The sequence below is a fragment of the Methylibium petroleiphilum PM1 genome (assembly GCF_000015725.1).
In the GTDB taxonomy this organism is placed as follows: Bacteria; Pseudomonadota; Gammaproteobacteria; order Burkholderiales; family Burkholderiaceae_C; genus Methylibium; species Methylibium petroleiphilum.
The window spans coordinates 2,473,399-2,496,207 of sequence record NC_008825.1 but is presented as its reverse complement, the minus strand read 5'-3'; the positions used below and the strand labels follow the sequence as shown (position 1 = coordinate 2,496,207).

Sequence of the window (22,809 nt, the reverse complement as noted above, 5' to 3'; positions counted from 1 at the left end):
GGCTCAGCAGGGGGTCATTTCTGGATGTCGCCCAGGCAGAGGTACTTGATCTCCACGTAGTCGTCGATGCCGTGGTGCGAGCCCTCGCGGCCCAGGCCCGACTGCTTGACGCCGCCGAACGGCACCTCGGCGGTCGAGATCAGGCCGGTGTTGATGCCGACCATGCCGTACTCCAGCGCCTCGCCGACGCGGAAGATGCGGCCCACGTCGCGGCTGTAGAAGTAGCTGGCGAGGCCGAACTCGGTGTCGTTGGCTAGCGCCACCACCTCGGCCTCGGTCTCGAAACGGAACACCGGCGCCACCGGGCCGAAGGTCTCCTCGCGGGCGCAGAGCATCTCGCCCGTGGCCTGGGCCAGCACCGTGGGCGAGTAGAAGCGCTCGCCGATGCGCTGGCCGCCGGTCAGCAGCTTCGCACCCTTGGCCAGCGCGTCGGCCACGTGGGATTCCACCTTTGCCAGCGCCGCCTCATCGATCAGCGGCCCCTGGGTCACGCCGGCCTCGAAGCCGTTGCCGACCTTGATGGCCTTCACCTTCGCCGCCAGCTTCTCGACGAAGGCGTCGTAGACGCCGGCCTGCACGTAGAGCCGGTTCGCGCACACGCAGGTCTGGCCGGCGTTGCGGTACTTGCTGATCATCGCGCCCTCGACCGCGCTGTCGAGGTCGGCATCGTCGAACACGATGAAGGGCGCGTTGCCGCCGAGCTCCAGACTCAGCTTCTTGATGGTCGGCGCGCACTGCTTCATCAGGATGCGGCCGACCTCGGTGGAGCCGGTGAAGCTCAGGTGGCGCACGGTGTCGCTGGCGCACAGCACGTTGCCGATCTGGATCGAGCGCTCCGCGTCGGCCGTCAGCACGTTCAGCACGCCGGCCGGCATGCCGGCGCGCTGCGCCAGCTCGGCAACGGCCAGCGCCGACAGCGGCGTCTGCTCGGCCGGCTTGATGACCACCGGGCAGCCGGCGGCCAGCGCCGGCGCGACCTTGCGGGTGATCATCGCGATCGGGAAGTTCCAAGGCGTGATGGCCGCGCACACGCCCATCGCCTGCTTCAGCACCAGGTAGCGCTTGTTGTTGTCGGTGGTCGGGACGGTCTCGCCGTAGACGCGCTTGGCTTCCTCGGCGAACCACTCGATGAAGCTGGCGCCGTAGCCCACCTCGCCCTTGGCCTCGGCCAGCGGCTTGCCCTGCTCGGCGGTCATGATGCGGGCCAGGTCGTCGGCGTGCTGCAGCAGCAGTTGGTACCACTTCATCAGCACCGAAGCGCGTTCCTTGGCGGTCTTGGCGCGCCAGGCCGGCCAGGCGCGCGCCGCGGCGGCGAGGGCGGCTTCGGCGTCGGCAGCACCCAGGTTGGCCACCTGCGCCAGAACCTGACCGGTGGCAGGGTCGGTGACGGCGAAGTGTTCGCCGCGGTCGACCCATGCCCCATCGATCAGCGCGGCGGTCTTCAGCAGGGTGGGGTCGGCCAGGGTGGCCAGCGGCGAATTCTTCATGTCCATGCGGTATCTCCGGAACCGGTTTTCGATGATACGCGCCGACCCTGTTCCACGCAGGCCATGAGGGTTGCAAACCTATAATGAAAAAGTTTGTTGAATCAAGCACTTGCGCCAGCATTCGCGCGTCGCGGACCGCCGCCGCGCACCGCCCGCCGACCCGACCGAGCCCCCGCATGAAAGCCTCCGAGATCCGTTCCGCCTTCCTGAAGTTCTTCGAGTCCAAGGGCCACCAGATCGTGGCCTCGAGCCCGGTGGTGCCCGGCGACGACCCGACGCTGCTGTTCACCAATGCGGGGATGAACCAGTTCAAGGACGTGTTCCTCGGCTTCGACAAGCGCCCGTACTCGCGCGCCACCACGGCACAGAAGTGCATCCGCGCCGGCGGCAAGCACAACGACCTCGAGAACGTGGGCTACACGGCGCGGCACCACACCTTCTTCGAGATGCTGGGCAACTTCAGCTTCGGCGACTACTTCAAGCAGGATGCCATCGCCTATGCCTGGGAGCTGCTGACCGAGGTCTTCAAGCTGCCCAAGGACAAGCTCTGGGTCACCGTCTACGCGGAGGACGACGAGGCCTACGAGATCTGGAACAAGCAGGTCGGCGTGCCGGCCGAGCGCATCGTGCGCATCGGCGACAACAAGGGCGCGCGCTACGCCTCCGACAACTTCTGGATGATGGGCGACACCGGGCCCTGCGGCCCGTGCACCGAGATCTTCTACGACCACGGCCCCGAGATCCCCGGCGGCCCGCCCGGTTCGCCCGACGAGGACGGCGACCGCTACATCGAGATCTGGAACAACGTGTTCATGCAGTTCAACCGCGACGAGGCGGGCGTGATGCACAAGCTGCCCAAGCCGAGCGTGGACACCGGCATGGGCCTGGAGCGCATCACCGCGGTGCTGCAGCACGTGCACTCCAACTACGAGATCGACCTGTTCGTCGCGCTGCTGGCGGCGGCCAAGCAGGCGGTGGACGCGGCCGGCGCAGGCGACAGCGACAAGGACTCGCCGTCGCTGAAGGTCATTGCCGACCACATCCGCGCCTGTTCGTTCACCATCGTCGACGGCGTGATCCCCGGCAACGAGGGCCGCGGCTACGTGCTGCGCCGCATCGCCCGCCGCGGCATCCGCCACGGCTACAAGCTCGGCGCCCGCAAGCCCTTCTTCCACACGCTGGTGGCCGAGCTGGTGCGCCAGATGGGCGAGGCCTACCCCGAGCTGGCCCGCGCCGAGGCGCGCGTGACCGAGGTGCTGAAGCAGGAGGAGGAGCGCTTCTTCCAGACCATCGCCAACGGGATGGAGATCCTGGAATCGGCCCTGGCCGGCGGCGCGAAGACCCTCGACGGTGAAACCGCCTTCAAGCTGCACGACACCTACGGTTTCCCGCTCGACCTGACCGCCGATGTCTGCCGCGAACGCGGCGTGACGGTCGACCAGGCCGGCTTCGACGCCGCGATGAAGCGCCAGCGCGAGCAGGCGCGCGCGGCCGGCAAGTTCAAGATGGCCGCCGGCCTCGAGTACGCCGGTGCGGCCACCACCTTCCACGGCTACGAGCACCTGGTGCACGAGGGCTCGAAGGTCACCGCGGTCTACGTCGATGGTTCGGCCGTGCCGAGCGCGAAGGCCGGCGACGACGCGGTGATCGTGCTCGACCACACGCCGTTCTACGCTGAGAGCGGCGGCCAGGTCGGCGACGGCGGCGAGCTGCGCAACGGCACGAGCCGCGTGATCGTGGAGGACACGCAGAAGATCCAGGCCGACGTGTTCGGCCACCACGGCCGCGTGGTCGAGGGCGAGATCCGGGTCGGCGACGTGCTGAACGCGCGGGTCGACGGGGAGCAGCGCGCCAGGACCGTGCGCAACCACAGCGTGACCCACCTGATGCACAAGGCACTGCGCGAAGTGCTGGGCGGCCACGTGCAGCAGAAGGGCTCGCTGGTGAACGCCGAGCGCACTCGCTTCGACTTCGCGCACAACGCGCCGATGAGCGATGCGCAGATCGCGAAGGTGGAGGCGATCGTCAACGCCGAGATCCTGGCCAACGCGCCGACACAGGCGCGCGTGCTGCCGATGGAGGAGGCGCAGAAGCTCGGCGCGATGATGCTGTTCGGCGAGAAGTACGGCGACGAGGTGCGCGTGCTCGACATCGGCAGCAGCCGCGAGCTGTGCGGCGGCACCCATGTGCAGCGCACCGGCGACATCGGGCTGTTCAAGGTGGTCGCCGAGAGCGGCGTCGCGGCCGGCATCCGCCGCGTCGAGGCGATCACCGGCGACAACGCGCTGGCCTACGTGCAGCAGCTCGAGGGCACGGTGGCCGGTCTGGCCGGCGCGCTGAAGGCGGCGCCGGCCGAGGTGCCGGGCCGCGTCGCCGCGGTGCTGGAGCAGCTGCGCACGCTGGAGAAGGAGCTCGCCGCGCTGAAGGGCAAGCTCGCTTCCTCGCAGGGTGACGGGCTGCTGGCACAGGCCGTCGACGTGAAGGGTCTGAAGGTGCTGGCGGCCCGGCTCGAAGGCGCCGACGCGAAGGCGCTGCGCGACACCCTGGACCAGCTGAAGAACAAGCTCAAGAGCGCGGCCATCGTGCTGGCAGTGGTGGAGGGCGGCAAGGTGCAGCTCGCCGCCGGCGTGACCGCCGATGCGACCGCCCGGGTCAAGGCCGGCGAGCTGGTCAACTTCGTGGCGCAGCAGGTCGGCGGCAAGGGGGGCGGCAAGCCGGACCTCGCGATGGCCGGCGGCACCGATCCGGCCGGGTTGGGGGCGGCGCTGGCTTCGGTGGCCGGCTGGGTCGGCGAGCGGGCCTGAGCCGCACGGGCCTGGATCGCATGGAGCCGCTGCAGCGATGCGCGGGCCCGCGCGGCGGGCTGGGGCGGAGGCTCGGGATCGGCGTGGTGCTGGTGGCCGTGCTGCAGTCGGTCGCGGCGCAATCGGCCGGGCCGGAGTTCGTGGCGCCGCCGGGCTCGGCGCGCACCGATGCGGTGGTGCAGGGACCAGTGGTCGATGCGCGGACCCTGGCGCAGGAAGCGGTGGAGCTCTACGGTCGCACCTGCGCCGTCGCCGGCGGCGATGCCGGTGCGCGGGTCGACCTGGCGCTGGCTGCCGGCCTGGCGCCGCTGCAGACCGATGATGCGCAGCGCAGCAGCCTGCTCGGCGGGGCGAGCGGGCAGGTCTACGCCGCACCCGACCGCGAGGCCCTGCTGCAACTGGCGCTCGCGGATGATGGCCGCTGCGTGGTGTGGGCCGAGCATGCCGACGGACCCAGCGTGCTCGCCGGTTTCCTGCGGGTGATCGACGAGGTCCACGGCCCGGGCACGTCGCTGCAGCCGGTGCGCGAGCGCGTGGTGCAGATCACCGGCGGCTGGCGTCGGCAGACCGGTTTCGACCTCGGCGACGAGCCGGCACGGCGGGCCTTCGACGCGATCACGCTGGTCGGCAACCGGCCCGGCGTGCAACTGCTGCGGGTGGCGCCGGTCGATCGTTGACGGACGCTCAGGCCGCCTGCGTGGCAACCGGGGGTGACAGCTGTGCCAGCCCGCGCAGCACGTCGCCGACGATCAGCACGGCCGGGCTGCCGAGGCCTTCGCGCGCCAGCGTGTCCAGCAGGCCACCGAGCGTGGTGAGCGCGCTGCGCTGCCGCGCGGTGCTGGCGTGCTGCACGATGGCGAGCGGCGTGCCGGCCGGCAGGGCTTCCAGCAGGCCCGCCTGCAGACGGGCCGCCTGGCTCACGCCCATGTAGATCACCAGCGTGAGGCCCTGCGCGGCCGCCGCACCGAGTACGCGCCAGTCCAGCGTGGTGGACTCGTCCTTGGCGTGGCCGGTCACGAGCATCACACCGTGGGCATGGTCGCGATGCGTCAGTGGTGCGCCGATCGAGGTGGCCGCGGCGAGGCCGGCGGTGATGCCGTTGACCACCTCGACGTGCACGCCGTGCGCGCGCAGCGAGGCGGCTTCCTCGCCGCCGCGCCCGAAGATGAACGGGTCGCCGCCCTTGAGCCGCACCACGCGTTCGCCGGCCAGCGCCTCGCGCAGCATCAACTGTTCGATGAAGGCCTGCGGCGTGCTGCGGCAGCCGCCGCGCTTGCCGACGTGGACGATGCGCGCCGAGCGGCGCGCGTAGCGCAGCACCGCGTCGCCGACCAGGTCGTCGACCAGCAGCACCGTGGCAGCGCGGATCGCGCGCACCGCCTTCAAGGTCAGCAGCTCCGGGTCGCCGGGGCCGGCGCCGACGAGCCAGACCGTCGGCACCGGAGGTTCAGGCCGAGCGCTCATGGGTTCTTTCCTCGTGTTGTCGCATGGCCGCGTGTGCGCGGACCAGCACCTCGACCTGCTCGACGAGCGGGCCGGGGACCGGCTTCTCTCCGCTGACCACCGCCTGGATGTAGACCGCCGTCGTCGCGGCATCGCTGCTGCGCGGCAGCAGCGGCAGCTCGGCCAGCACGCCCTCGACCGCGGAACGGCCGAGTTCGGGCCGCGGCGTGCCGGCGATGAAGATGTCGAGCTTCGGCAGGCGGCGCGCGTCGGCCACCGGCTCGCCCTCCGTGCCGCGCATCAGCAGGGCATGTGCGCCGGTGTGCTGCAGGAAGCGCGTGTGCGCGGCCGCGTACTCAGGGTGCGTGTAGTTGACGACGCGCAGGCAGGCGCGGCCTCGCGGCGTCAGCAGCTTGGCCACGGTGTGTGCCGGGTTGCGCAGGCCCAGCACCCAGCGCAGTTCGAGCAGCGGCACCAGCGCCGGGCACAGCACCGCGGTGGGCACGAACACCGGCTCATGGCGCGCCCAGGCATCGTGCACGCCGGCGGCGTCGCGCGCGATCGGCAGCCCCAGGCTCTCGAACAGTTCGTAGGTGGTGACGCGCGCCGGATCGTGCAGCGGTCCGTGCACCAGCACCGGCACGCCCTCCTGCGCGAGCAGCAGCGCGAGCAGCGGCGTGAGGTTGGGCAGCTTGCGTGCGCCGTTGTAGGAGGGCAGCAGCACCGGCATGGCATCCGCCTCCAGCACCAGGCTGCGCTCGGCCGCACAGGCGGTGAAACCAGCCAACTCCTCGGTGCTCTCGCCCTTGATGCGCATCGCGATCGCGAACGCGCCGCGCTCGGCCTCGCTCACCGTGCGGTCGAGAACCTGGTTCATCAGGTCGCGGGCCTGGGCCTCGGTCAGCGAACGTGCGCCTTCCTTGCCGCGGCCGATTTCCTTGAGGTAGTGCGCGATGCCCATCGTGATCCGTGTTCCGCAAGACTCAGGCCAAGCCGGCCGTCTGTGCCGTCGCAGGTGCAACGGCTTGCAAACGGAGGCTAGCGCACGCTCGTCGAATGCGCACTCCCCTGGTGTGCGTCAGGCGGCCTGCACCGAACCGCGAACGAGGGTGCGCAGGGCCGGAATGCAGGAGCCGCAGTTCGTGCCGCACTTCAGCAGGCCTTGCAGTTGATCGAGCCGAGCCTCCGGGGTTCCGCTGCAGCGCGTGAGGGCGTCCAGGATCTCGGGCTCGGTGACGTTGAAGCACGAGCACACCTGCCTGCCGCGCGCCACCACCGCCCCCGGCGGCTCGGCGCCCGGCCGCAGCAGCGCGCGACCGTAGGCCTGCGCCGGCAGTTCGTCGGTCAGCAGCGCCTTGATCCAGGCCTCTGCGCGGATGTCGCCGCCGAGCACGAAGGCGTCGAGCCTCGCGTTGCCGCCGTCGCCGGCCACCAGCCGCATCGCACGACGCTGGCCGCGCTTGGGGTCGGCATAGCGCAGCGCCTGCGGGCCCGCCACGCCGAGCAGGCTCTCGATCTGCGCCATCAGTTCGTCGGCCGCCGGCTCCTCGGCGGCGGCCCGGAACAGCACGCCGACCACGCCGCGCGCATGCGGCTCGCGCCCGAAGGGCACGCAGTGCGCGTAGGAGAACGAGGGCATCAGGTCGCGCAGCCGCTGCTGCGCCAGCAGGGCCTGGTCCTCGGGCAGCCAGGCAGCGGCGAGCAGTTGCCAGGGCATCTCGGCCTTCAGCAGCTTCACCGCCGCGTGCTTGAGCTCGGGCTGCTTCGACTGCGGACAGTAGGCGCTGGGCATCAGCGTGTTGATGCCGGCCAGCCGCACGCCCGACGGCGACAGGCCGGAGACGAATTCCTCGCCCCAGTGCATCGCCACGAAGGCCTGCGCCGGCGCGACCGAATCGCTGGCCCGCACCGGCAGCATCACCGAGCCGCGGCGCGAGGTCACGTGCACCAGCGCGCCTTCCTCCCAGCCGCGACGCACCAGCTCCCGCGGATGGATCTCGACGCCGGGCTCCGCGACGTGGCCGAACAGCCGGCCCAGCGTGCCGGTGCGGCTCATGCCGTGCCAGTGATCGCGCAGCCGGCCGGTGGTCAGCGAGACCGGGTAGCGCGCGTCGCGCGGCTCCGCCACCGGCCGATAGGCCATCGCCGCGAAGCGGGCTCGGCCGTCGGGGGTGGCGAACACGCCGTCCTCGTAGAGCCGGGCGCGGCCTTCGGCCTGACCTTGCGGGCAGGGCCACAGCTGAGGGCCCTGGTCGAGGCGGGCGTAGCTGAGGCCGGTGATGTCGAGGTCGCGTCCGCGCGTGCTCTCGCGGTGTTCGTTCCACACCGACTCGGGGCCGGCATACGGGAACAGCGAGCCGCCGTTCGCGGCGCGGCGCGGCAGCTTCGCTTCGAGCCGGCGTGCGAAGTCGACCGCGGCGGCCCAATCGTGGCGGGCCTCGCCGGGCGCCGCAACGGCCGGGCGCACGCGGCTGATGCGGCGTTCGCTGTTGGTGACGGTGCCGTCCTTCTCGCCCCAGGTCGTGGCCGGCAGCAGCAGGTCGGCATAGGCCGCGGTGGCGGTGGTGGCGAAGGCTTCCTGCAACACGACGAACTCGCAGCGTTCGAGGGCGCGGCGCACCGTCGTCTGGTCGGGCATCGACTGCGCGGGGTTGGTGCAGCTGATCCACAGCGCCTTGATCTCGCCGTCGGCGGCGGCCTGGAACATCTCCACCGCACTCTTGCCTGGTGCGGCGGGCACGTCCGGCACGCCCCACAGCGCGGCGACCTCGGCGCGGTGCTGCGGGTTGGCGAGGTCGCGGTGTGCGCTCAGCAGGTTGGCCAGGCCGCCGACCTCGCGCCCGCCCATCGCATTGGGCTGGCCGGTCAGCGAGAACGGGCCGGCGCCGGGTTTGCCGATCTGCCCGGTGGCGAGGTGCAGGTTGATCAGCGCGGCGTTCTTGTCGGTGCCGCTCGAGCTCTGGTTCAGGCCCTGGCAGTACAGGCTCAGCGTCGGCGTGTTCTGGCCGAACCAGCGCGCCGCCTGCACGATGGCGGACTCGTCGAGCCCGCAGACCTGGGCCACGTGCTTGGGCGTGAACTCGCGCACCCGGTCGCGCAGCGCCTCGAAGCCGGTGGTGTGGGTGGCGATGTAGGCGGTGTCGGTCAGGCCCTCCCACATCAGCAGATGCAGCAAGCCGTGGAACAGTGCCACGTCGGTGCCGGGCAGCAGCGGCAGGTGCAGGTCGGCGACCTCGGCGGTCTCGGTGCGGCGCGGGTCGGCGACGATCAGCTTCATCGCCGGGTTGGCGGCGCGCGCGTCCTCGAGCCGGCGGAACAGGATGGGGTGGGCCCAGGCGGTGTTGCTGCCGGCGATGAAGATCGTGCTGGCGTGCTTCAGGTCGTCGTAGCAGGCCGGCGGCGCGTCGGCGCCGAGCGTGGCCTTGTAGCCGGCCACCGCGCTGCTCATGCACAGGCGTGAGTTGGTGTCGACGTTGTTGGTGCCGATCAGGCCCTTGGCGATCTTGTTGAAGACGTAGTAATCCTCGGTCAGCAACTGGCCCGACAGGTAGAAGCCCACTGCGTCCGGCCCGTGCTGCGCGATCACCGCCGCGAAGCGCTCGGCGGCCTCGTCGAGCGCGGCGTCCCAGCCCACCGGCTGAGCAGCCTGGCCGCGCGCGGCGCGCCGCAGCGGCTGCAGCAGGCGCGTCTGCTGCGTGATGGCGGCCGAGGCGGTGAGATGCAGCGTGCTGCCCTTGGTGCACAGGCGGCCGAAGTTCGCCGGGTGCTCCGGATCGCCGCGCACGCCGGTGATCTGCGCGCCCTGCGACTCGATGATCACGCCGCAGCCGACGCCGCAGTAAGGACAGGTCGATCGGGTCTCGCGCATGGAATCGGGTGTGCGGTCGTCAGTCGCCGTCGTCAGGCCGTCGCCTTGCTGCAGGGGCCCGCGACCGGGGCGACGGCGTCGAGTGCCTTGCCGGCCAGTTCCGCGGCATCGAGGAAGACCTCGCCGCCCTCGACCTTGCAGGCAAAGGTCGGCGTGCAGCCCTCGTCGGGCGCCTTGGCGCAGCCGTCGGCCAGACCGATGGTCCAGTTGTGCAGCGGGCAGGCCACGCTCTCGCCGAACACGATGCCCTGGCTCAGCGGGCCGCCCTTGTGCGGGCAGCGGTCGAGCAGCGCGAACACCTTGTCCTCGCTGTTGCGGAACACCGCCACGGCCACGGCGTTGGCCCGCAGCACGCGGCGCGCGCCCAGCACCGGGATGTCTTCGACACGGCAGATTGTCTTCCAGTCACTCATCATCAGTCTCCTTCGGCCTCAGGCGTTCAGCGCGTCGAACTGGCGCTTGTCGACCTCGGCCTTGTCGAACTCGAACCACGGGTCGGGTTCGCCGTCGAGCGCGAACTGCAGCCGCTCCCACAGCGCCTTGCGGCCCTCGGCGTCGTCGAGGATCTTCTTCTTCACGTAGTCGAGCCCGACCCGGTTCACGTAGTGCACCGTGCGCTCGAGGTACCAGCCTTCCTCGCGGTAGAGCTGGCAGAAGGCGCCGGTGTACTCGAGCACCTCCTCCGGCGTCTTGAGCTTGACGAAGAAGTGCGCCACCTCGGTCTTGATGCCGCCGTTGCCGGCCACGTACATCTCCCAGCCGGAATCGACGCCGATGATGCCGACGTCCTTGATGCCGGCCTCGGCACAGTTGCGCGGGCAGCCCGACACGGCGAACTTCACCTTGTGCGGCGCATACATGCGCCACATCGCGCGTTCCAGGTCCTTGCCCATCTGCGTGCTGTCCTGGGTGCCGAAGCGGCACCACTCGCTGCCAACGCAGGTCTTCACGGTGCGCAGCGCCTTCGCGTAGGCATGGCCGCTGGGCATGCCGATGTCCTTCCAGACCGCGGGCAGGTCTTCCTTCTTAACGCCCAGCAGGTCGATGCGCTGGCCGCCGGTGACCTTGACGGTCGGGATCTTGTACTTGTCCACGGCATCGGCGAGCCGGCGCAGCTCGGAGGCCGTGGTCTCGCCGCCCCACATGCGCGGGATCACCGAGTAGGTGCCGTCCTTCTGGATGTTGGCGTGGCTGCGCTCGTTGATGAAGCGCGACTGCGGATCGTCGCGCGCCTCCTTCGGCCAGGTGCTGATGAGGTAGTAGTTGACGGCCGGCCGGCAGCTCGAGCAGCCGTTCGGGGTGCGCCAGTTCAGGGCCTTGTAGACGCCGTCGACCGTGAGCAGCTTGCTGCCGTCCGACGGCACGGTGCGGATCGCCTCGCGCACCTCGGCGTGGCTGTAGTCGGTGCAGCCGCACATCGCCTTCTTGGTGGGGGCGGCCGAGTAGTCGCCGCCGGCGGTGAACATCAGCAGCTGCTCGACCAGGCCGGTGCAGGAGCCGCAGCTCGCGCTGGCCTTGGTGTGCTTCTTCACCTCCTCGAGGGTGAACAGTCCCTTTTCCTTGATGGCCTTGCAGATCGCGCCCTTGGTGACGCCGTTGCAGCCGCAGACCTCGTCGCTGTCGGCCATGGCGGCGGCCTTGCTGTGGCCCTCGTGACCGGTGTCGCCGATGTTGGATTCGCCGAACATCAGCTTGTCGCGGATGTCGGCGACGCTGCGACCCTCGCGCAGCAGCTTGAAATACCAGGAGCCGTCGACCGTGTCGCCGTACAGGCAGGCACCGACCAGCTTGTCGTCCTTGATGACCAGCTTCTTGTAGACGCCGCCGAAGGGATCGCTCATCACGATCTCCTCGGTGTCGGTGCCGCCCATGAACTCGCCGGCCGAGAACAGGTCGATGCCGGTGACCTTGAGCTTGGTGCTGGTCAGGCTGCCGGTGTAGCGGCCGATGCCGAACTGCGCCAGGTGCGTCGCGCACACCTTGCCCTGCTCGAACAGCGGCGCCACCAGCCCGTAGGCGATGCCGCGGTGCGCGGCGCATTCGCCCACGGAGTAGATGCGCGGGTCGGTCACGGTCTGCAGGGTGTCGGTGACGACGATGCCGCCCCGGCCGTCATTGAAGCAGTGCAGGCCGGCCTTCAGGGCGAGTTCGGTGTTGGGGCGGATGCCGGCGGCCATCACCACCAAGTCGGCGGGAATCTCCTGGCCGTCCTTGAAGCGCACGGCCATCACGCGGCCGTCCTTGTCGCCGATCAGTTGCTCGGTCTGCGCGCCGATTAGGAACTTCAGGCCACGGTCCTCCAGCGACTTCTGCAGCAGTCTGCCCGCCACGTCGTCGAGCTGGCGTTCCATCAGCCACGGCATGATGTGCACCACGGTCACCTGCATGCCGCGCAGCATCAGGCCGTTGGCAGCCTCCAGCCCCAGCAGGCCGCCGCCGATCACGACGGCGTGCCGGTACTTCTCGGCCGTCTGGATCATGGTGTTGGTGTCGGCGATGTCGCGGTAGGCGATCACGCCCTCCAGGTCCTTGCCCGGGACCGGCAGGATGAAGGGGTTGGAGCCGGTGGCGATCAGCAGGCGGTCGTATTCGGCCTCGGTGCCGTCGGACGCGCGAACGATGCGCTTCACGCGGTCGATCTCGGTGACCTTCTTGCCCAGGTGCAGCGCGATGCCGTGCTCGGCATACCAGTCGAGCGGGTTGAGGATGATCTCGTCGACCGTCTGCTCGCCCGCCAGCACCGGGCTCAGCAGGATGCGGTTGTAGTTGGGATGCGGCTCGGCGCCGAACACGGTGATGTCGTAGAGATCGGGCGCGATCTTCAGCAGCTCTTCCAGGGTGCGGACGCCGGCCATGCCGTTGCCCACCATCACGAGTTTCATCTTCTTCATGCGCAGATCTCCTTCGACCACAGCTGAGGTTTAGCAATCGGGGTGCCAGCGCGGCGGCGCGCGCGGCGTTCGGCGGCAGAATCGGCGCGCCCCGGCCGCGGCGCACTGCAGCGCGGGGGGAACCTGGATTGCGGCCTTTCATGAGCTTCGACGTCGACATCGGGCATGCCAGCCACAAGGGCCCGCGCGAGCGCAACGAGGACTTCGCCGCGGCGCTGCGGGCAGCGCCGCACGAGGCCGGCCGCGGCCTGATCGCGGCCATCGCCGACGGCGTGTCGGCCGGCGGCCACGGCCTGGTGGCGGCGCAGACCGCGGTGATCTCGCTCGTCAACGATTTCCACGCCGTGCCCGCGACCTGGGAGACCACCGTCGCGCTCGACCGCCTGCTGGGGGCTCACAACGCCTGGCTGGTCGACCACAACCGGCGCCGCAGCGGCGATGCGTCGGGCCTGACCACGCTGACCGCGGTGGTGCTGCGCGGGCACACCTGGACCGTGGCCCACGTCGGTGACACGCGGGCCTGGCTGCTGCGCGGCGGCGAATGCACGCAACTCACCCACGACCACGCCTTCGACCACCCGGACCTGCGCAGCCAGCTCACGCGTGCGATCGGACTCGACGACAGCCTGCGCATCGACTTCCACCAGGGCGAGCTGCAGATCGGCGACACGCTGCTGCTCAGCAGCGACGGTGTGCACCAGGTGCTCAAGCACGCCGCGATGCGCGAGCTGCTCGGCGCCGCCGAGACCGCGCAGCAGGCGAGCGAGCGACTGGTCGAGGCGGCGCTCGCGGCGGGGGGCCGAGACAACGCCACGGCGCTGGTCGTCCGCGTGCGCGGGCTCGATGCCGGCAGCCTGGACGACGCCCTGCTGCTGGGACGCCAGTTGCCGATACCGCCGCGCCTCAAGGTGGGCGACACGCTCGACGGCTATGTGATCACCGCGCTGGTGGCCAACACCGGCGTGCACCGGCTGGTGCAGGCGCGCGATGCGGCGACGCGCGAGCTGGTGGCGATCAAGACGCTGCACGAGTCGCGTGCCGGCGATCCCGAGGAGCGCGCGATGCTGGCCCATGAGGCCTGGCTGGGCCGCACCGTCACCGAGCGCGACGGGCAGGGTTTCGTGCGGGTGCGCGAGCCGCGCGACCCGAGCGCCTTCTATGCGGTGTTCGACTGGCACGGCGGCCGCACGCTCGAGCAGCTGCTGGAGGCCGGGCAGGCCTTCAGCGTGGAGGAGATCGTGCAGGGCACGCTGGCCGCGGCGCGCGCGCTGGGCCGGCTGCACCGTCAGCGCGTGGTGCATCGCGACGTCAAGCCGGCCAACCTGCACCTGGGCGACGACGGCCAGTGGCGCCTGCTCGACCTGGGCGTGGCGATCTCCGGTCGCGAGCCGCCAGCGGTGCGCAGCCTGCATGCTGGTACGCCCAGCTACATGAATCCCGAGCAGTGGGAAGCAGGGCATGCCGGCGCCGACGCGGCGAGCGACCTCTACGCGCTGGGCGTCACGCTCTACCGCTGGCTGAGTGGCCGGCTGCCGTACGGCGAGATCGAGCCGTTCCAGCTCGCGCGCTACCGGCGCGACCCGATCGCGCCCTCGCGGTTGCGGCCCGAGCTGCCGATCTGGCTGGACCACGTGGTGCTGAAGGCCGTGGCGCGCGAGCGCCAGCAGCGCTTCGAGACGGCCGAGGAGTTCGTGCTGGCGCTGGAGCGCGGCGCGTCGCGCCCGCTCGCCGCGCCGCCGGCGACGCCGCTCGTCGCCCGCGACCCGAACGCGCTGTGGAAGATCGCCTTCGCGATCTCGCTGCTGTTCAACATGCTGCTCGTGGTGTGGCTGTTGTTCCTGCCGCGCTGAAGCGGGGCAGGCGGCGGCACCGGGCTGGAGGCGGGTCATGCGGCTGCCCCGGGACTAGCGCTGCGCGGTCCGGCTGGCGGCACCGTAGTCGGTCGGCGCGGTCATCGGGCGGGCGCGCCCGCCTTTCTCGGCCCAGGTGCGGGTCCAGCGGATCTGCACGCGCCGCAGCATCACCAGCATCACGAGCGCCAGCACCGCGAAGGCGACGAAGCCCCACAGGTAGGTGCCCGCCAGTTGCTTGGACTGCCCCATCGCATTGGGCAGGAAGCCGCCGCCGAGCGCGCCGACCTCGCCGATCATCGAGCCAGCCACCGCGGTGGTCAGCGGCCAGCGCAGCGGCACCAGCTGGAACAGCGCGCCGTTGCCGGCGCCGAGCGCCGCGAAGCACAGCATGAAGAGCAGCGTGGTGACCGCGACCGAGCCGCCCGCGAAGCCGCACATCACCAGCGTCACGATCACGATCATCAGCACGCCGCTGAGCGTGTTGATGCCGCCGATGCGGTCGGAGATGTAGCCACCCAGCACGCGCACCGCCGAGCCCATCAGCGTGGCCAGCATCGTCAACTGGCCGGCCTCGATCTTGGTGACGTGGAACTGGTCGTAGAAGTAGGTCGGCAGGAAGCTCGCCAGGCCGATGAAGCCGCCGAAGGTGATGATGTAGATCAGGCTGAAGGCCCAGCCGTCCTTCTCGAACAGGCAGGCCACGTGCTCGCGCAGCGTCTGGTGCTCGCGGTCCGGCGGCTCCTTGGCGGCGAACCACATCACCAGCATCGGCAGCAGCATGGTGCAGGCCGCCAGGCCGTAGACGGTGGACCAGCCGAACTTGGCCGCCAGCGGCGGCGCGAACAGCACGGCGAGCACCGTGCCCGAGTTGCCGGCGCCGGCGATGCCCATCGCCAGCCCCTTGTGCTGCGGCGGGAACCAGCCCGAGCCCAGCGACAGCGCAACGCCGAAGCTCGCGCCGGCGATGCCGAGCAGCACCCCCATCGCGAGCACGCCGTCATAGCTGTCGACGTAGCCGTAGCCGTATCCCAGTGCGGCGACGATCAGGCCCATCTCGACCATCGCCGCGTTCTTGCGGCCGATGTACTGCGACAGCACGCCCAGCGGGAAGCGCATCAGCGCGCCGGCCAGGATCGGCACCGACACCATGAAGCCCTTCTGCGCGGCGGTGAGCTGGAAGCTTTCGCTGATGAAGGGCGCCATCGCGCCGTTCAGTACCCAGATCGCGAAGCAGAAGTCGAAGTAGAGGAAGGACGCGAGCAGCGTGGGCCAGTGGCCCGAGCGCACGAAGGTCTTGAAATCAGCCATGGCGTGACGTGCCTGCGCTCACGCGCGGCAGCGATGCGAGAAGGGGGGGTGGGGCGCCGCGATGATGGCGGCCGACGACGGCGAGCTCATGGTGCTTCTCCAGGGAGAACAGTCGCTCGGCCCCCGGGGGCGAGTGACGAAGGCACGAAGCTGGGCACGTCGGTGTGCACAGGACCGGGCGTGCGGAGCGCCGATCCGGGCGCGTCGCTGCGCCCGCGTTGTGCGGAGCAGCATCCGTGCCAGGGGGAGCGGCCGGCGCCACGCCGGCTGCTCCATACTGGCGCCCCCCGCAGGTCGCGCCCTGCGTCCGCTCCTCTGAAAAGGCCCGTCGTCGCGTGACTTCCGTTCTCCTTGTGCTCGACCCCGATCACGGTGCGCCGCCGCTGGCAGCCGATCTGCGCGCGGCCGGCATTCACGTGCTTGGTGCCTGTCCATGCGACAAGCTGGTGCAGGAGGCACTGCGGCAGGGACCCGACGTGCTGGTGGGCTGGTCTTCGCACCCGGGTGAGCCGCTGTTCCGTGCGCTGGACATCCTGCGCACGACCCAGGCCCTGCCGGTGCTCGTGTTCAGCGGCGACGCCGGCGTCGAGGCCATGGAGCGGGCCCTGCAGTGCGGCGTGCAGGGCTGGGTCGTGCAGGGCTACGCCGCAGCGCGGCTGCGGCCGTTGCTGCAGCTCGTGCAGGCGCGCTTCCGCCACGAGCGCGGGCTGCGCGATGCGCTCGAGGACCTGGGGAACCGCTACGAAGAACGCAAGCTGGTCGATCGGGCCAAGGGCATCCTGATGCTGGCGCGCCAGGTCCCGGAAGACGAGGCGTTCAGGCTGCTGCGCCAGAGCGCGATGCAGCAGCAACTGCGCGTCGGTCAGGCGGCCCAGCTGCTCATCGATGCCGCGCAGGACGCGGCCGGGGTCAACCGCTCCGGCCAGCTGCGCATGCTGTCGCAGCGGCTGGTCAAGCTCTATGCGCTGCAGGTCGCTGGCGGTGAGGCGGAGGCCGGCGCGGCGCGGGTTCTGCAGTCGCAGGCGGTCGAGCGCCTGGAGGCCAACCTGGCCCAACTGGGGCGCCTGCTGTCCAAACCCACCTTCGGCGACCTGCTGGACGGCGTGCTGAGCGCCTGGAAGCCGCTGGACGCGATGCTCGGCGAAGCACCGCAGGCCGCGCGCCTGCTCAAGCTCGATGCGCTGGCCGAGGCGCTGCTGCAGGCCGCCGAGACACTGACCGCCGCCCTGGAGCAGGCCAGCGGCATGCCGCGCCTGCACGTGATCAACCTCGCGGGCCGGCAGCGCATGCTGAGCCAGCGGCTGGCCAAGGAGGTGCTGCTGGCCACGCTGCTGCCGGGTCCGATGGCCGCGCTGGCGCGCGAGGCGGCCGAGCGCACCGCGCTCGAGGCCGAGGAGGCGCTGGCCGCATTGCAGGCCGCGCCGCTGTCGACCCCCGAGATCTGCGCGACGCTGGCCGCCGCGGCGCAGGCCTGGCCGCAGATGCGCGCCGGCATCGACGCCGCCGGCACGCCGGCTGGCCGGCAGCAGCTGGCCGACGCGAGCGACACGCTGCTCGAGCGCTTCGAGCAGCTCACCGGGCAGATCGAGCACAGCATGCAGACGCTGATCGGCTGATGCAGCGCTAGGGGGTTCGACACCCTCAAGCTGGGGGGGCACGCCTGCGGTGCAGGGCTATCATGGTCCGAGCACCATGAGCGTTTCCTACGAGTCCTCCGCCACCGCGTCGGCCCTTGCCGAGGCGCTCGAAAAGCTCGGTCTGCCCGTCTACACGAAGGACGCCGCGGGTCGCTACACACACCTCAACGCGGCGGCGGTCGCAGCGCTCGGCGTGCCCACCGAGGCCTGCGGCCGGACCGATGCCGAACTGCTCACCGCGCCGACCGCCGGCGCGCTGCGCGCCGCCGATCAGGCCGCGCTGGCCCGGCCCGGCGCCAGCGTCAGTGAACACAGCCTCGAGTTCGGCGGCGAGCGGCGCGAGTTCCTCGGTGCGCGCGTGCCGCTCGATGGTGGAGCCCTGCTGGGCGTGTGGGTCGAGCGCAGCGAGCGCACCCGCCTGTCCGGCCAGCTGCAGCAGGCGCTGCACCAGCTCGAGGAGCAGCAGCGTGCCAACGAGGCGCTGCGCAGCGATGCGGAGAACCGCAACGCGTCGGGCGAGCCGGTGCGCAGCATCGGCCGTCGCGAGCAGTTCGACGACCAGTTGCGCCGTGAGATCGACCTGTCGCTGCGCGAGCACCGTGAGTTCGCCGTGGTCTACATCCACGTCGATGCGCCACCCGCCGGCAGCCCGCCCCATGACGACGCCGGTCGCGAGCGCGTCTTCGAGGCGATGGCCCGGCTGCTGCGCAGCAATACGCGTGCGATGGATGCCCCGTGCCGTCTCGAGGGCGAGCGCTTCGCGCTGCTGCTGTCCGGCATGGGCCTGGCGACGGCCCATGCCCGCATGGAGGGAATGCGCCGCCAGTGCGCAACGCAGCTCGTGCCCAAGGGCGGCGCGGCGCTGCGGTTCACGGTGTCGATGGGGCTCGCGAGCTTCCCGCACACCGCGCAGACGCAGGCCGGTCTGCTGCACGCCGCCGAGACTGCGCTGGCGCAGGCCGTGCAGCGTGGCGGCAACCACGTGGCGCTGGCCAGCATCGCCTTCGGCGGGGCCACGGTCGGCTGACCGCAGGGCGCGCGCCGGAACGCGGGCTCAGCCCTGCAGGGCGCGCCAGAACATGTAGCCGGAGATGGCGTAGAGCAGCAGCGCGAACACGCGACGCAACTGCTGCACGTCGAGCGCATGTGCGGTGCGCGCGCCGAGCGGTGCCGTCATCACGCTGGCGGTCGACACCACCAGCAGTGCCGGCAGGTAGAGGAAGCCGAGCGTGCCGGGCGGCAGCCCATGGAGGTTCCAGCCAGCGGCGATGTAGCCGGCGGTGCCGGCCAGCGCGATCGGCACGCCCAGTGCGGCCGAGGTCGCCACGGCGTTGTGGATCGGCACGTTGCACCAGGTCATGAACGGCACCGACATGAAGGCGCCACCGGCACCGACCAGCGCCGACACGGCGCCGATCACGCCGCCGACGCCGAACAGTCCGGGCGCGGGTGGCAACTGCCGGGCCGGCGTGGGCTTGCCGCCGCGCAGCATCTGCGTCGCCGAGAAGCCGACGAACAGCGCAAACAGCCCGGCCAGCAGCGCCGAGGGCAGCGCCTTCGCGACCTGCGCCCCCAGCAGCGAGCCCAGCACGATCCCAGGTGCGAGGCGGCGCACGATGTCCCAGCGCACGGCGCCGCGCGCATGATGGGCTCGCACCGAAGACAGCGAGGTGAAGCAGATCGTCGCGAGCGAGGTCGCGATCGCGACCTTCACGATCAGGTCGGACGGAAAGCCTTTCAGCGTCAGCAGCAGCGTGATGAAGGGCACCAGCACCATGCCGCCGCCGACGCCCAGCAGGCCGGCCAGGAAGCCGGCGCCCGCGCCCAGCAGCAGCAGCTCGACGACCAGCGGCCAGGCGAGCAGCATCAGGCCGGCGGCAGCAGCGCGAGCACCGCGCGCCACTCGGCCGTCGTGACGGGCGTGATGGACAGGCGGTTGCCCCGCTGCAGCACGCGCATCGTCGCGAGCGAGGGTGCCGCGCGCATCGCGGCCAGCGACAGCAGCGGCGTCTTGCGCACCAGCTTCACGTCCACGCCGAACCAGCGCGGTGCCTCGGGCTTCGAGGCGGGGTCGTGGTAGGGGCTCGCCGGGTCGAACTGGGTCGCGTCGGTGTGCGCGACGGAAGCCACCTCGGCCAGCCCGGCGATGCCCGGCTGCGGGCACGACGAGTGATAGAACAGCACGCCGTCGCCAGGCCGGAAATCGTCGCGCATGAAGTTGCGCGCCTGGTAGTTGCGCACGCCGGTCCACGGCAGCTTGCGGCCCGGCGCGCGCGCCAGGTCGTCGATCGAGCACTCGTCGGGCTCGGACTTCATCAGCCAGTACGCCATGGCGGCAGCAGGTCGGGAAGGGCAACGGGGAAAGGTGTCCGCCGCGAACCGGGAGTCGCATTCCTGAACCCAGGGGAGTTCAGGTGGGCGAGGTCAGCGAAGCTTCGGGTTCATCTGACGCGAGACGATCACGCCCGCTTCGCAATGTTCCAAGCCCGGGCTCATATGAGCATCGGTTCAAGGAAATATAAAACTCCCGCGAACGCGACGGACGAGATCAGTGTACGCCGCCAGCGCTGACGAACCGGCGTTTCAGAGCAATTGACCGTCGCGCCCGAGGGTCTCGTCGATGCGCCCGATCAGGGCCTCGATGTCGATGCCGTGTGCGGGGTCCGGCGCGGCCTGCCCGGCGCTGCGCGCCGGTGTCGCCGCCGCCAGCGGCCGCTCGGCCAGCTGGTAGGCGAGGTTGAGCGCGGCGAGCACCGCGATGCGCTCGCGGGCGCGCACCTTGCCGGCGTCGCGGATCGCGCACATCTCCTGGTCCACGTTGCCCACGGCCTCGAGCAGGGCCCGTTCGCCGCCGTCGGGGCAGCCGAGGATGTAGCTCTGGCCCATGATGGTGACTTCGAGCTGCTTCATTCGGCGGTCTTTCCGGTCTCCGGGCCGGCCTCGGCGACCGGTTCGCTGGCCGGCAGGCGATCCAGCAGGGCCTCGACGCGCTGGCGGGCGGCGGCGAGGCGGGAGCGCAGCGAGTCGCGTTCGGCATTGACGCCGGCCAGCTGCTCCAGGGTCAGCGCGTGCGTGCGCTGCAGTTCCTGGTGCCTCAGCAGCAACCGCTCCACGCGCTCGGCCAGTTCTTCGATCGTCGCCATGCCTCTCCTCACTGCACGCGACGATTGTAGGGGGCGGCCCGGGCCGCGCTTACACTGCGGGCTGTTGGTGCTCGTGCCGGCGTTCACGCCGGCGCAGTTAAACGGGAAGCAGAGGAGGGGGACCCACCGGGTGCTCCTTCAGCCTGCGCTGCCCCCGCAACGGTCAGCGGACGAAGCCAGAACGCCTGCGTTCACACTTCCGCTCTCGCGCACATGCCACTGGAGTCTCCGGCTCTGGGAAGGTCGCGAGGGTCGTTCCGCCAGCCCGGATACCGGCCAACGGGAGGCGTGCTGCGCAAGCGGCGCGTCATGAGGTGAGCGCCCGCGGGGAAGCTGGCGCGCACGTTTTCATCGTTGGTCATTCCATGATTGCCACTCCCTTCGAGGCCACCGCGCCTCGCATTCCTGTTCGCCTCGGGGCGCTGCCGCATGCGCCGTTGTTGATGCTGTCGCTGCTGGGCTTCGCCAGCGGCATCGCGAGCGCGCAATCCGCGCCCGTCACCGAGGCAGGCAAGCTGCCTCCGGTGCTGGTCACGGCCAGCCGCTTCGTCGAGGACTCGGCGACGCTGCCGTACGGTGTCAGCGTGCTGACCGCCCAGGACATCGCCGACTCGGGCGTGTCCACGGTGAACGAGGCCGTGATGAAGCTGCTCGGCGTGCCCGGTCGGCTCGACCTCTACGGCGGTGGCGACTACGCCCTCGACCTGCGCGGCTTCGGCACCACGTCCGACAACAACCAGGTCGTGATCCTCGACGGCATCCGCATCAACGAGGGCGACCTCGGCGGCACGCGGCTGGCCGGCATCCCGATCAATTCGGTCGAGCGCATCGAGGTGCTGCGCGGCAGCGGCACCGTGCTGTACGGTGAGGGCGCCACGGGCGGCGTGATCATCGTCACCACCAAGGCGGGTCACGGAACAGCTCGCAGCAACCGGGCCAGCGTGTACGCCGCCGCCGGCAGCGATCGCCTGCGCGACCTGCGCGCCGACGCCACGCTCGAGGCCGGCGGCTTCTCGCTGGATGCGGCCGCCAACCGCCGCACGACCGACAACCATCGCGACAACTTCCGTTCGGAGACGGAGGGCGCATCGCTCACCGGCCAGTGGCGCAACGACTGGCTGCGCGTCGGCCTGCGGCATGCCTACGACGACCTCGACACCGGGCTGCCCGGCGCGCTGACTGCGGCGCAGTACGCCGCCGACCCGAGCCAGACCACTGCGCCGAACGACCACGCCGATATCCGCAACACGCGCAGTGGCGTGTTCGCCGAGGCCGATCTCGGCGGCGACTGGCAACTCGGCCTTGACGCCGGCTGGCGTGACAAGGAGCTGCGCAGCCGCAATGGGGCCTTCGCCTACGACTACGACGTCGACGCGAAGAACTACTCGCTGCGGGTGCGCAACCGCACGCAGTTCGCGTCGGTCGTCAACGCGGTGGTGTTCGGCGTGGATCGCAACGAATGGGAACGCACGGTGCTGGGCGCCATCGGCTCGGTGGGCGAGCAGTCCTCGACCGGCTACTACCTGAAGGACGACCTCACGCTGAGCGGCGGCACCCGCCTGAGCGCCGGCGTGCGCACCGAGCGCATCGAGAAGGCGGTCAGCAGCACGGTCGACCGCATCGACGACCGCCAGCGCGCCTGGGAACTGGGCGTGCTGCAGCCGCTGTCCGAGAACAGCGCGGTCTACGGCCGGGTCGGCCGCAGCTTCCGCCTCGCCAACGTCGACGAGTTCAGCTTCACCAATCCGGCCGTGCCGCTGCGGCCGCAGACTTCACGCGACACCGAACTGGGCGTGCGCTGGCGTGCTGCCGGCCGCAGCGCCGAGCTGCGCGTCTACCGCAGCTCGCTGAAGAACGAGATCGGCTTCGATCCCAGCGGCGTCGGACCGTTCGGGCCGTTCGGCGCCAACGTCAACTTCGACCCGACGCGCCGGCAGGGTGTCGAGCTCGAACTGGCGCAGGCGCTGACCGAGGCGCTGAACCTGCGCGTCAACGGCGCGCTGCGGCGGGCCCGTTTCACCGAGGGCGCCTACGACGGCCAGGATGTGCCGCTGACACCCGAGCGCACGCTGTCCCTTCGGGCCGACTGGACGCCCGCGCCGGCGCACAAGCTCGATGCGATCGTGAACTACGTGTCCTCGCAGAGCCCGGACTTCGCCAACGTCTGCAGCATCCCGGGTCGCACCACCGCCGACCTGCGCTACGCCTATCGCTGGACGCAGGCGGAGTTCGCGCTCGGCGTGGTCAACTTGACGGACCGCAAGTACTACACGCAGGCCTTCGGGTGCACGGCCGGCGGCGAAACGACCTCGATCTACCCGGAGGCGGGTCGCACCTTCGCGGCATCGGTCAAGGTCAGCTTCTGACGGGAGGCG

The 22,809-nt window shown here is 70.8% G+C and carries 17 protein-coding genes, 1 other RNA gene and 1 riboswitch; of the genes, 6 read left to right on the top strand and 12 right to left on the bottom strand.

Translation table 11 applies throughout. The annotated features are described in order from the left end of the window. Positions 1-14 precede the first annotated feature (14 nt). Entirely contained in the window at positions 15-1,493 is a 1,479-nt protein-coding gene (locus MPE_RS11735; protein WP_011829917.1) for an NAD-dependent succinate-semialdehyde dehydrogenase, read from the bottom strand. A gap of 170 nt (positions 1,494-1,663) precedes the next feature. On the opposite strand from MPE_RS11735, the gene alaS reads away from it, so the two are divergent. Both alaS and MPE_RS11725 read left to right on the top strand, forming a co-directional pair. Continuing rightward, entirely contained in the window at positions 1,664-4,291 is a 2,628-nt protein-coding gene (gene alaS / locus MPE_RS11730; RefSeq protein ID WP_011829916.1) for an alanine--tRNA ligase, read from the top strand. A 20-nt stretch (positions 4,292-4,311) separates the two neighbouring features. Next, the gene (locus MPE_RS11725; protein ID WP_011829915.1) at positions 4,312-4,968 is read left to right on the top strand and encodes an NMCC_0638 family (lipo)protein; all 657 of its coding nucleotides are present in this window, start codon (positions 4,312-4,314) and stop codon (positions 4,966-4,968) included. A 7-nt stretch (positions 4,969-4,975) separates the two neighbouring features. Here the strand turns inward: MPE_RS11725 and cobA are convergent, their stop codons facing one another. The 5 genes from cobA to nirB form a co-directional block, all read right to left on the bottom strand. Continuing rightward, on the bottom strand, positions 4,976-5,755 hold the full coding sequence (gene cobA, locus MPE_RS11720) for a uroporphyrinogen-III C-methyltransferase (RefSeq protein ID WP_011829914.1): 780 nt from the start codon (positions 5,753-5,755) through the stop codon (positions 4,976-4,978). Then, entirely contained in the window at positions 5,739-6,695 is a 957-nt protein-coding gene (gene ybiB / locus MPE_RS11715; protein ID WP_011829913.1) for a DNA-binding protein YbiB, read from the bottom strand. Before ybiB ends, cobA begins: the two co-directional genes overlap by 17 nt. A 117-nt stretch (positions 6,696-6,812) precedes the next feature. Then, positions 6,813-9,602, bottom strand: coding sequence for a nitrate reductase (locus tag MPE_RS11710; protein ID WP_011829912.1), 2,790 nt, complete (start codon positions 9,600-9,602; stop codon positions 6,813-6,815). 32 nt (positions 9,603-9,634) lie between these two features. After that, positions 9,635-10,015 (bottom strand): nitrite reductase small subunit NirD, encoded by a 381-nt coding sequence (gene nirD, locus MPE_RS11705; protein WP_036233853.1) that lies wholly within the window; start codon positions 10,013-10,015, stop codon positions 9,635-9,637. Between the two features lie 18 nt (positions 10,016-10,033). After that, positions 10,034-12,493 carry a nitrite reductase large subunit NirB gene (nirB, locus tag MPE_RS11700; protein ID WP_011829910.1) on the bottom strand — a complete coding sequence of 820 codons (2,460 nt, stop codon included), beginning with the start codon at positions 12,491-12,493 and terminating at the stop codon, positions 10,034-10,036. Positions 12,494-12,633: 140 nt separating this feature from the next. Here nirB and MPE_RS11695 point away from each other — a divergent pair, with 140 nt between their 5' ends. Then, the gene (locus MPE_RS11695; RefSeq protein ID WP_041929661.1) at positions 12,634-14,343 is read left to right on the top strand and encodes a bifunctional protein-serine/threonine kinase/phosphatase; all 1,710 of its coding nucleotides are present in this window, start codon (positions 12,634-12,636) and stop codon (positions 14,341-14,343) included. Between the two features lie 54 nt (positions 14,344-14,397). On the opposite strand, the gene MPE_RS11690 is transcribed toward MPE_RS11695, so the two are convergent. Then, positions 14,398-15,654 carry an MFS transporter gene (locus MPE_RS11690; RefSeq protein WP_011829908.1) on the bottom strand — a complete coding sequence of 419 codons (1,257 nt, stop codon included), beginning with the start codon at positions 15,652-15,654 and terminating at the stop codon, positions 14,398-14,400. Positions 15,655-15,989: 335 nt separating this feature from the next. On the opposite strand from MPE_RS11690, the gene MPE_RS11685 reads away from it, so the two are divergent. Continuing rightward, on the top strand, positions 15,990-17,270 hold the full coding sequence (locus tag MPE_RS11685) for a type IV pili methyl-accepting chemotaxis transducer N-terminal domain-containing protein (RefSeq protein ID WP_011829907.1): 1,281 nt from the start codon (positions 15,990-15,992) through the stop codon (positions 17,268-17,270). A gap of 76 nt (positions 17,271-17,346) precedes the next feature. Beyond that, positions 17,347-18,318: a GGDEF domain-containing protein gene (locus MPE_RS11680; protein ID WP_041929660.1), complete on the top strand. Its 972-nt coding sequence runs from the start codon at positions 17,347-17,349 to the stop codon at positions 18,316-18,318. A gap of 27 nt (positions 18,319-18,345) precedes the next feature. On the opposite strand, the gene MPE_RS11675 is transcribed toward MPE_RS11680, so the two are convergent. From MPE_RS11675 to MPE_RS11660, 5 genes are all read right to left on the bottom strand, one after another. Continuing rightward, positions 18,346-19,158 (bottom strand): sulfite exporter TauE/SafE family protein, encoded by an 813-nt coding sequence (locus tag MPE_RS11675; RefSeq protein ID WP_041930117.1) that lies wholly within the window; start codon positions 19,156-19,158, stop codon positions 18,346-18,348. Beyond that, positions 19,158-19,622: an EVE domain-containing protein gene (locus MPE_RS11670; protein WP_036234346.1), complete on the bottom strand. Its 465-nt coding sequence runs from the start codon at positions 19,620-19,622 to the stop codon at positions 19,158-19,160. The genes MPE_RS11675 and MPE_RS11670 overlap by 1 nt, the downstream gene beginning before the upstream one ends. A 33-nt stretch (positions 19,623-19,655) precedes the next feature. Further along, positions 19,656-19,837, bottom strand: a non-coding RNA gene (ssrS, locus tag MPE_RS23295) — 6S RNA. A gap of 37 nt (positions 19,838-19,874) precedes the next feature. Then, a complete protein-coding gene (locus MPE_RS11665; protein WP_011829904.1) occupies positions 19,875-20,201 on the bottom strand; it encodes a cell division protein ZapA in 327 nt (108 codons plus the stop codon). Further along, positions 20,198-20,434: a hypothetical protein gene (locus tag MPE_RS11660; RefSeq protein ID WP_011829903.1), complete on the bottom strand. Its 237-nt coding sequence runs from the start codon at positions 20,432-20,434 to the stop codon at positions 20,198-20,200. The genes MPE_RS11665 and MPE_RS11660 overlap by 4 nt, the downstream gene beginning before the upstream one ends. Before the next feature lie 48 nt (positions 20,435-20,482). Beyond that, positions 20,483-20,729, top strand: a riboswitch (cobalamin riboswitch). 70 nt (positions 20,730-20,799) lie between these two features. On the opposite strand from MPE_RS11660, the gene MPE_RS11655 reads away from it, so the two are divergent. After that, a complete protein-coding gene (locus tag MPE_RS11655; RefSeq protein WP_011829902.1) occupies positions 20,800-22,800 on the top strand; it encodes a TonB-dependent receptor in 2,001 nt (666 codons plus the stop codon). Positions 22,801-22,809: the final 9 nt, after the last annotated feature.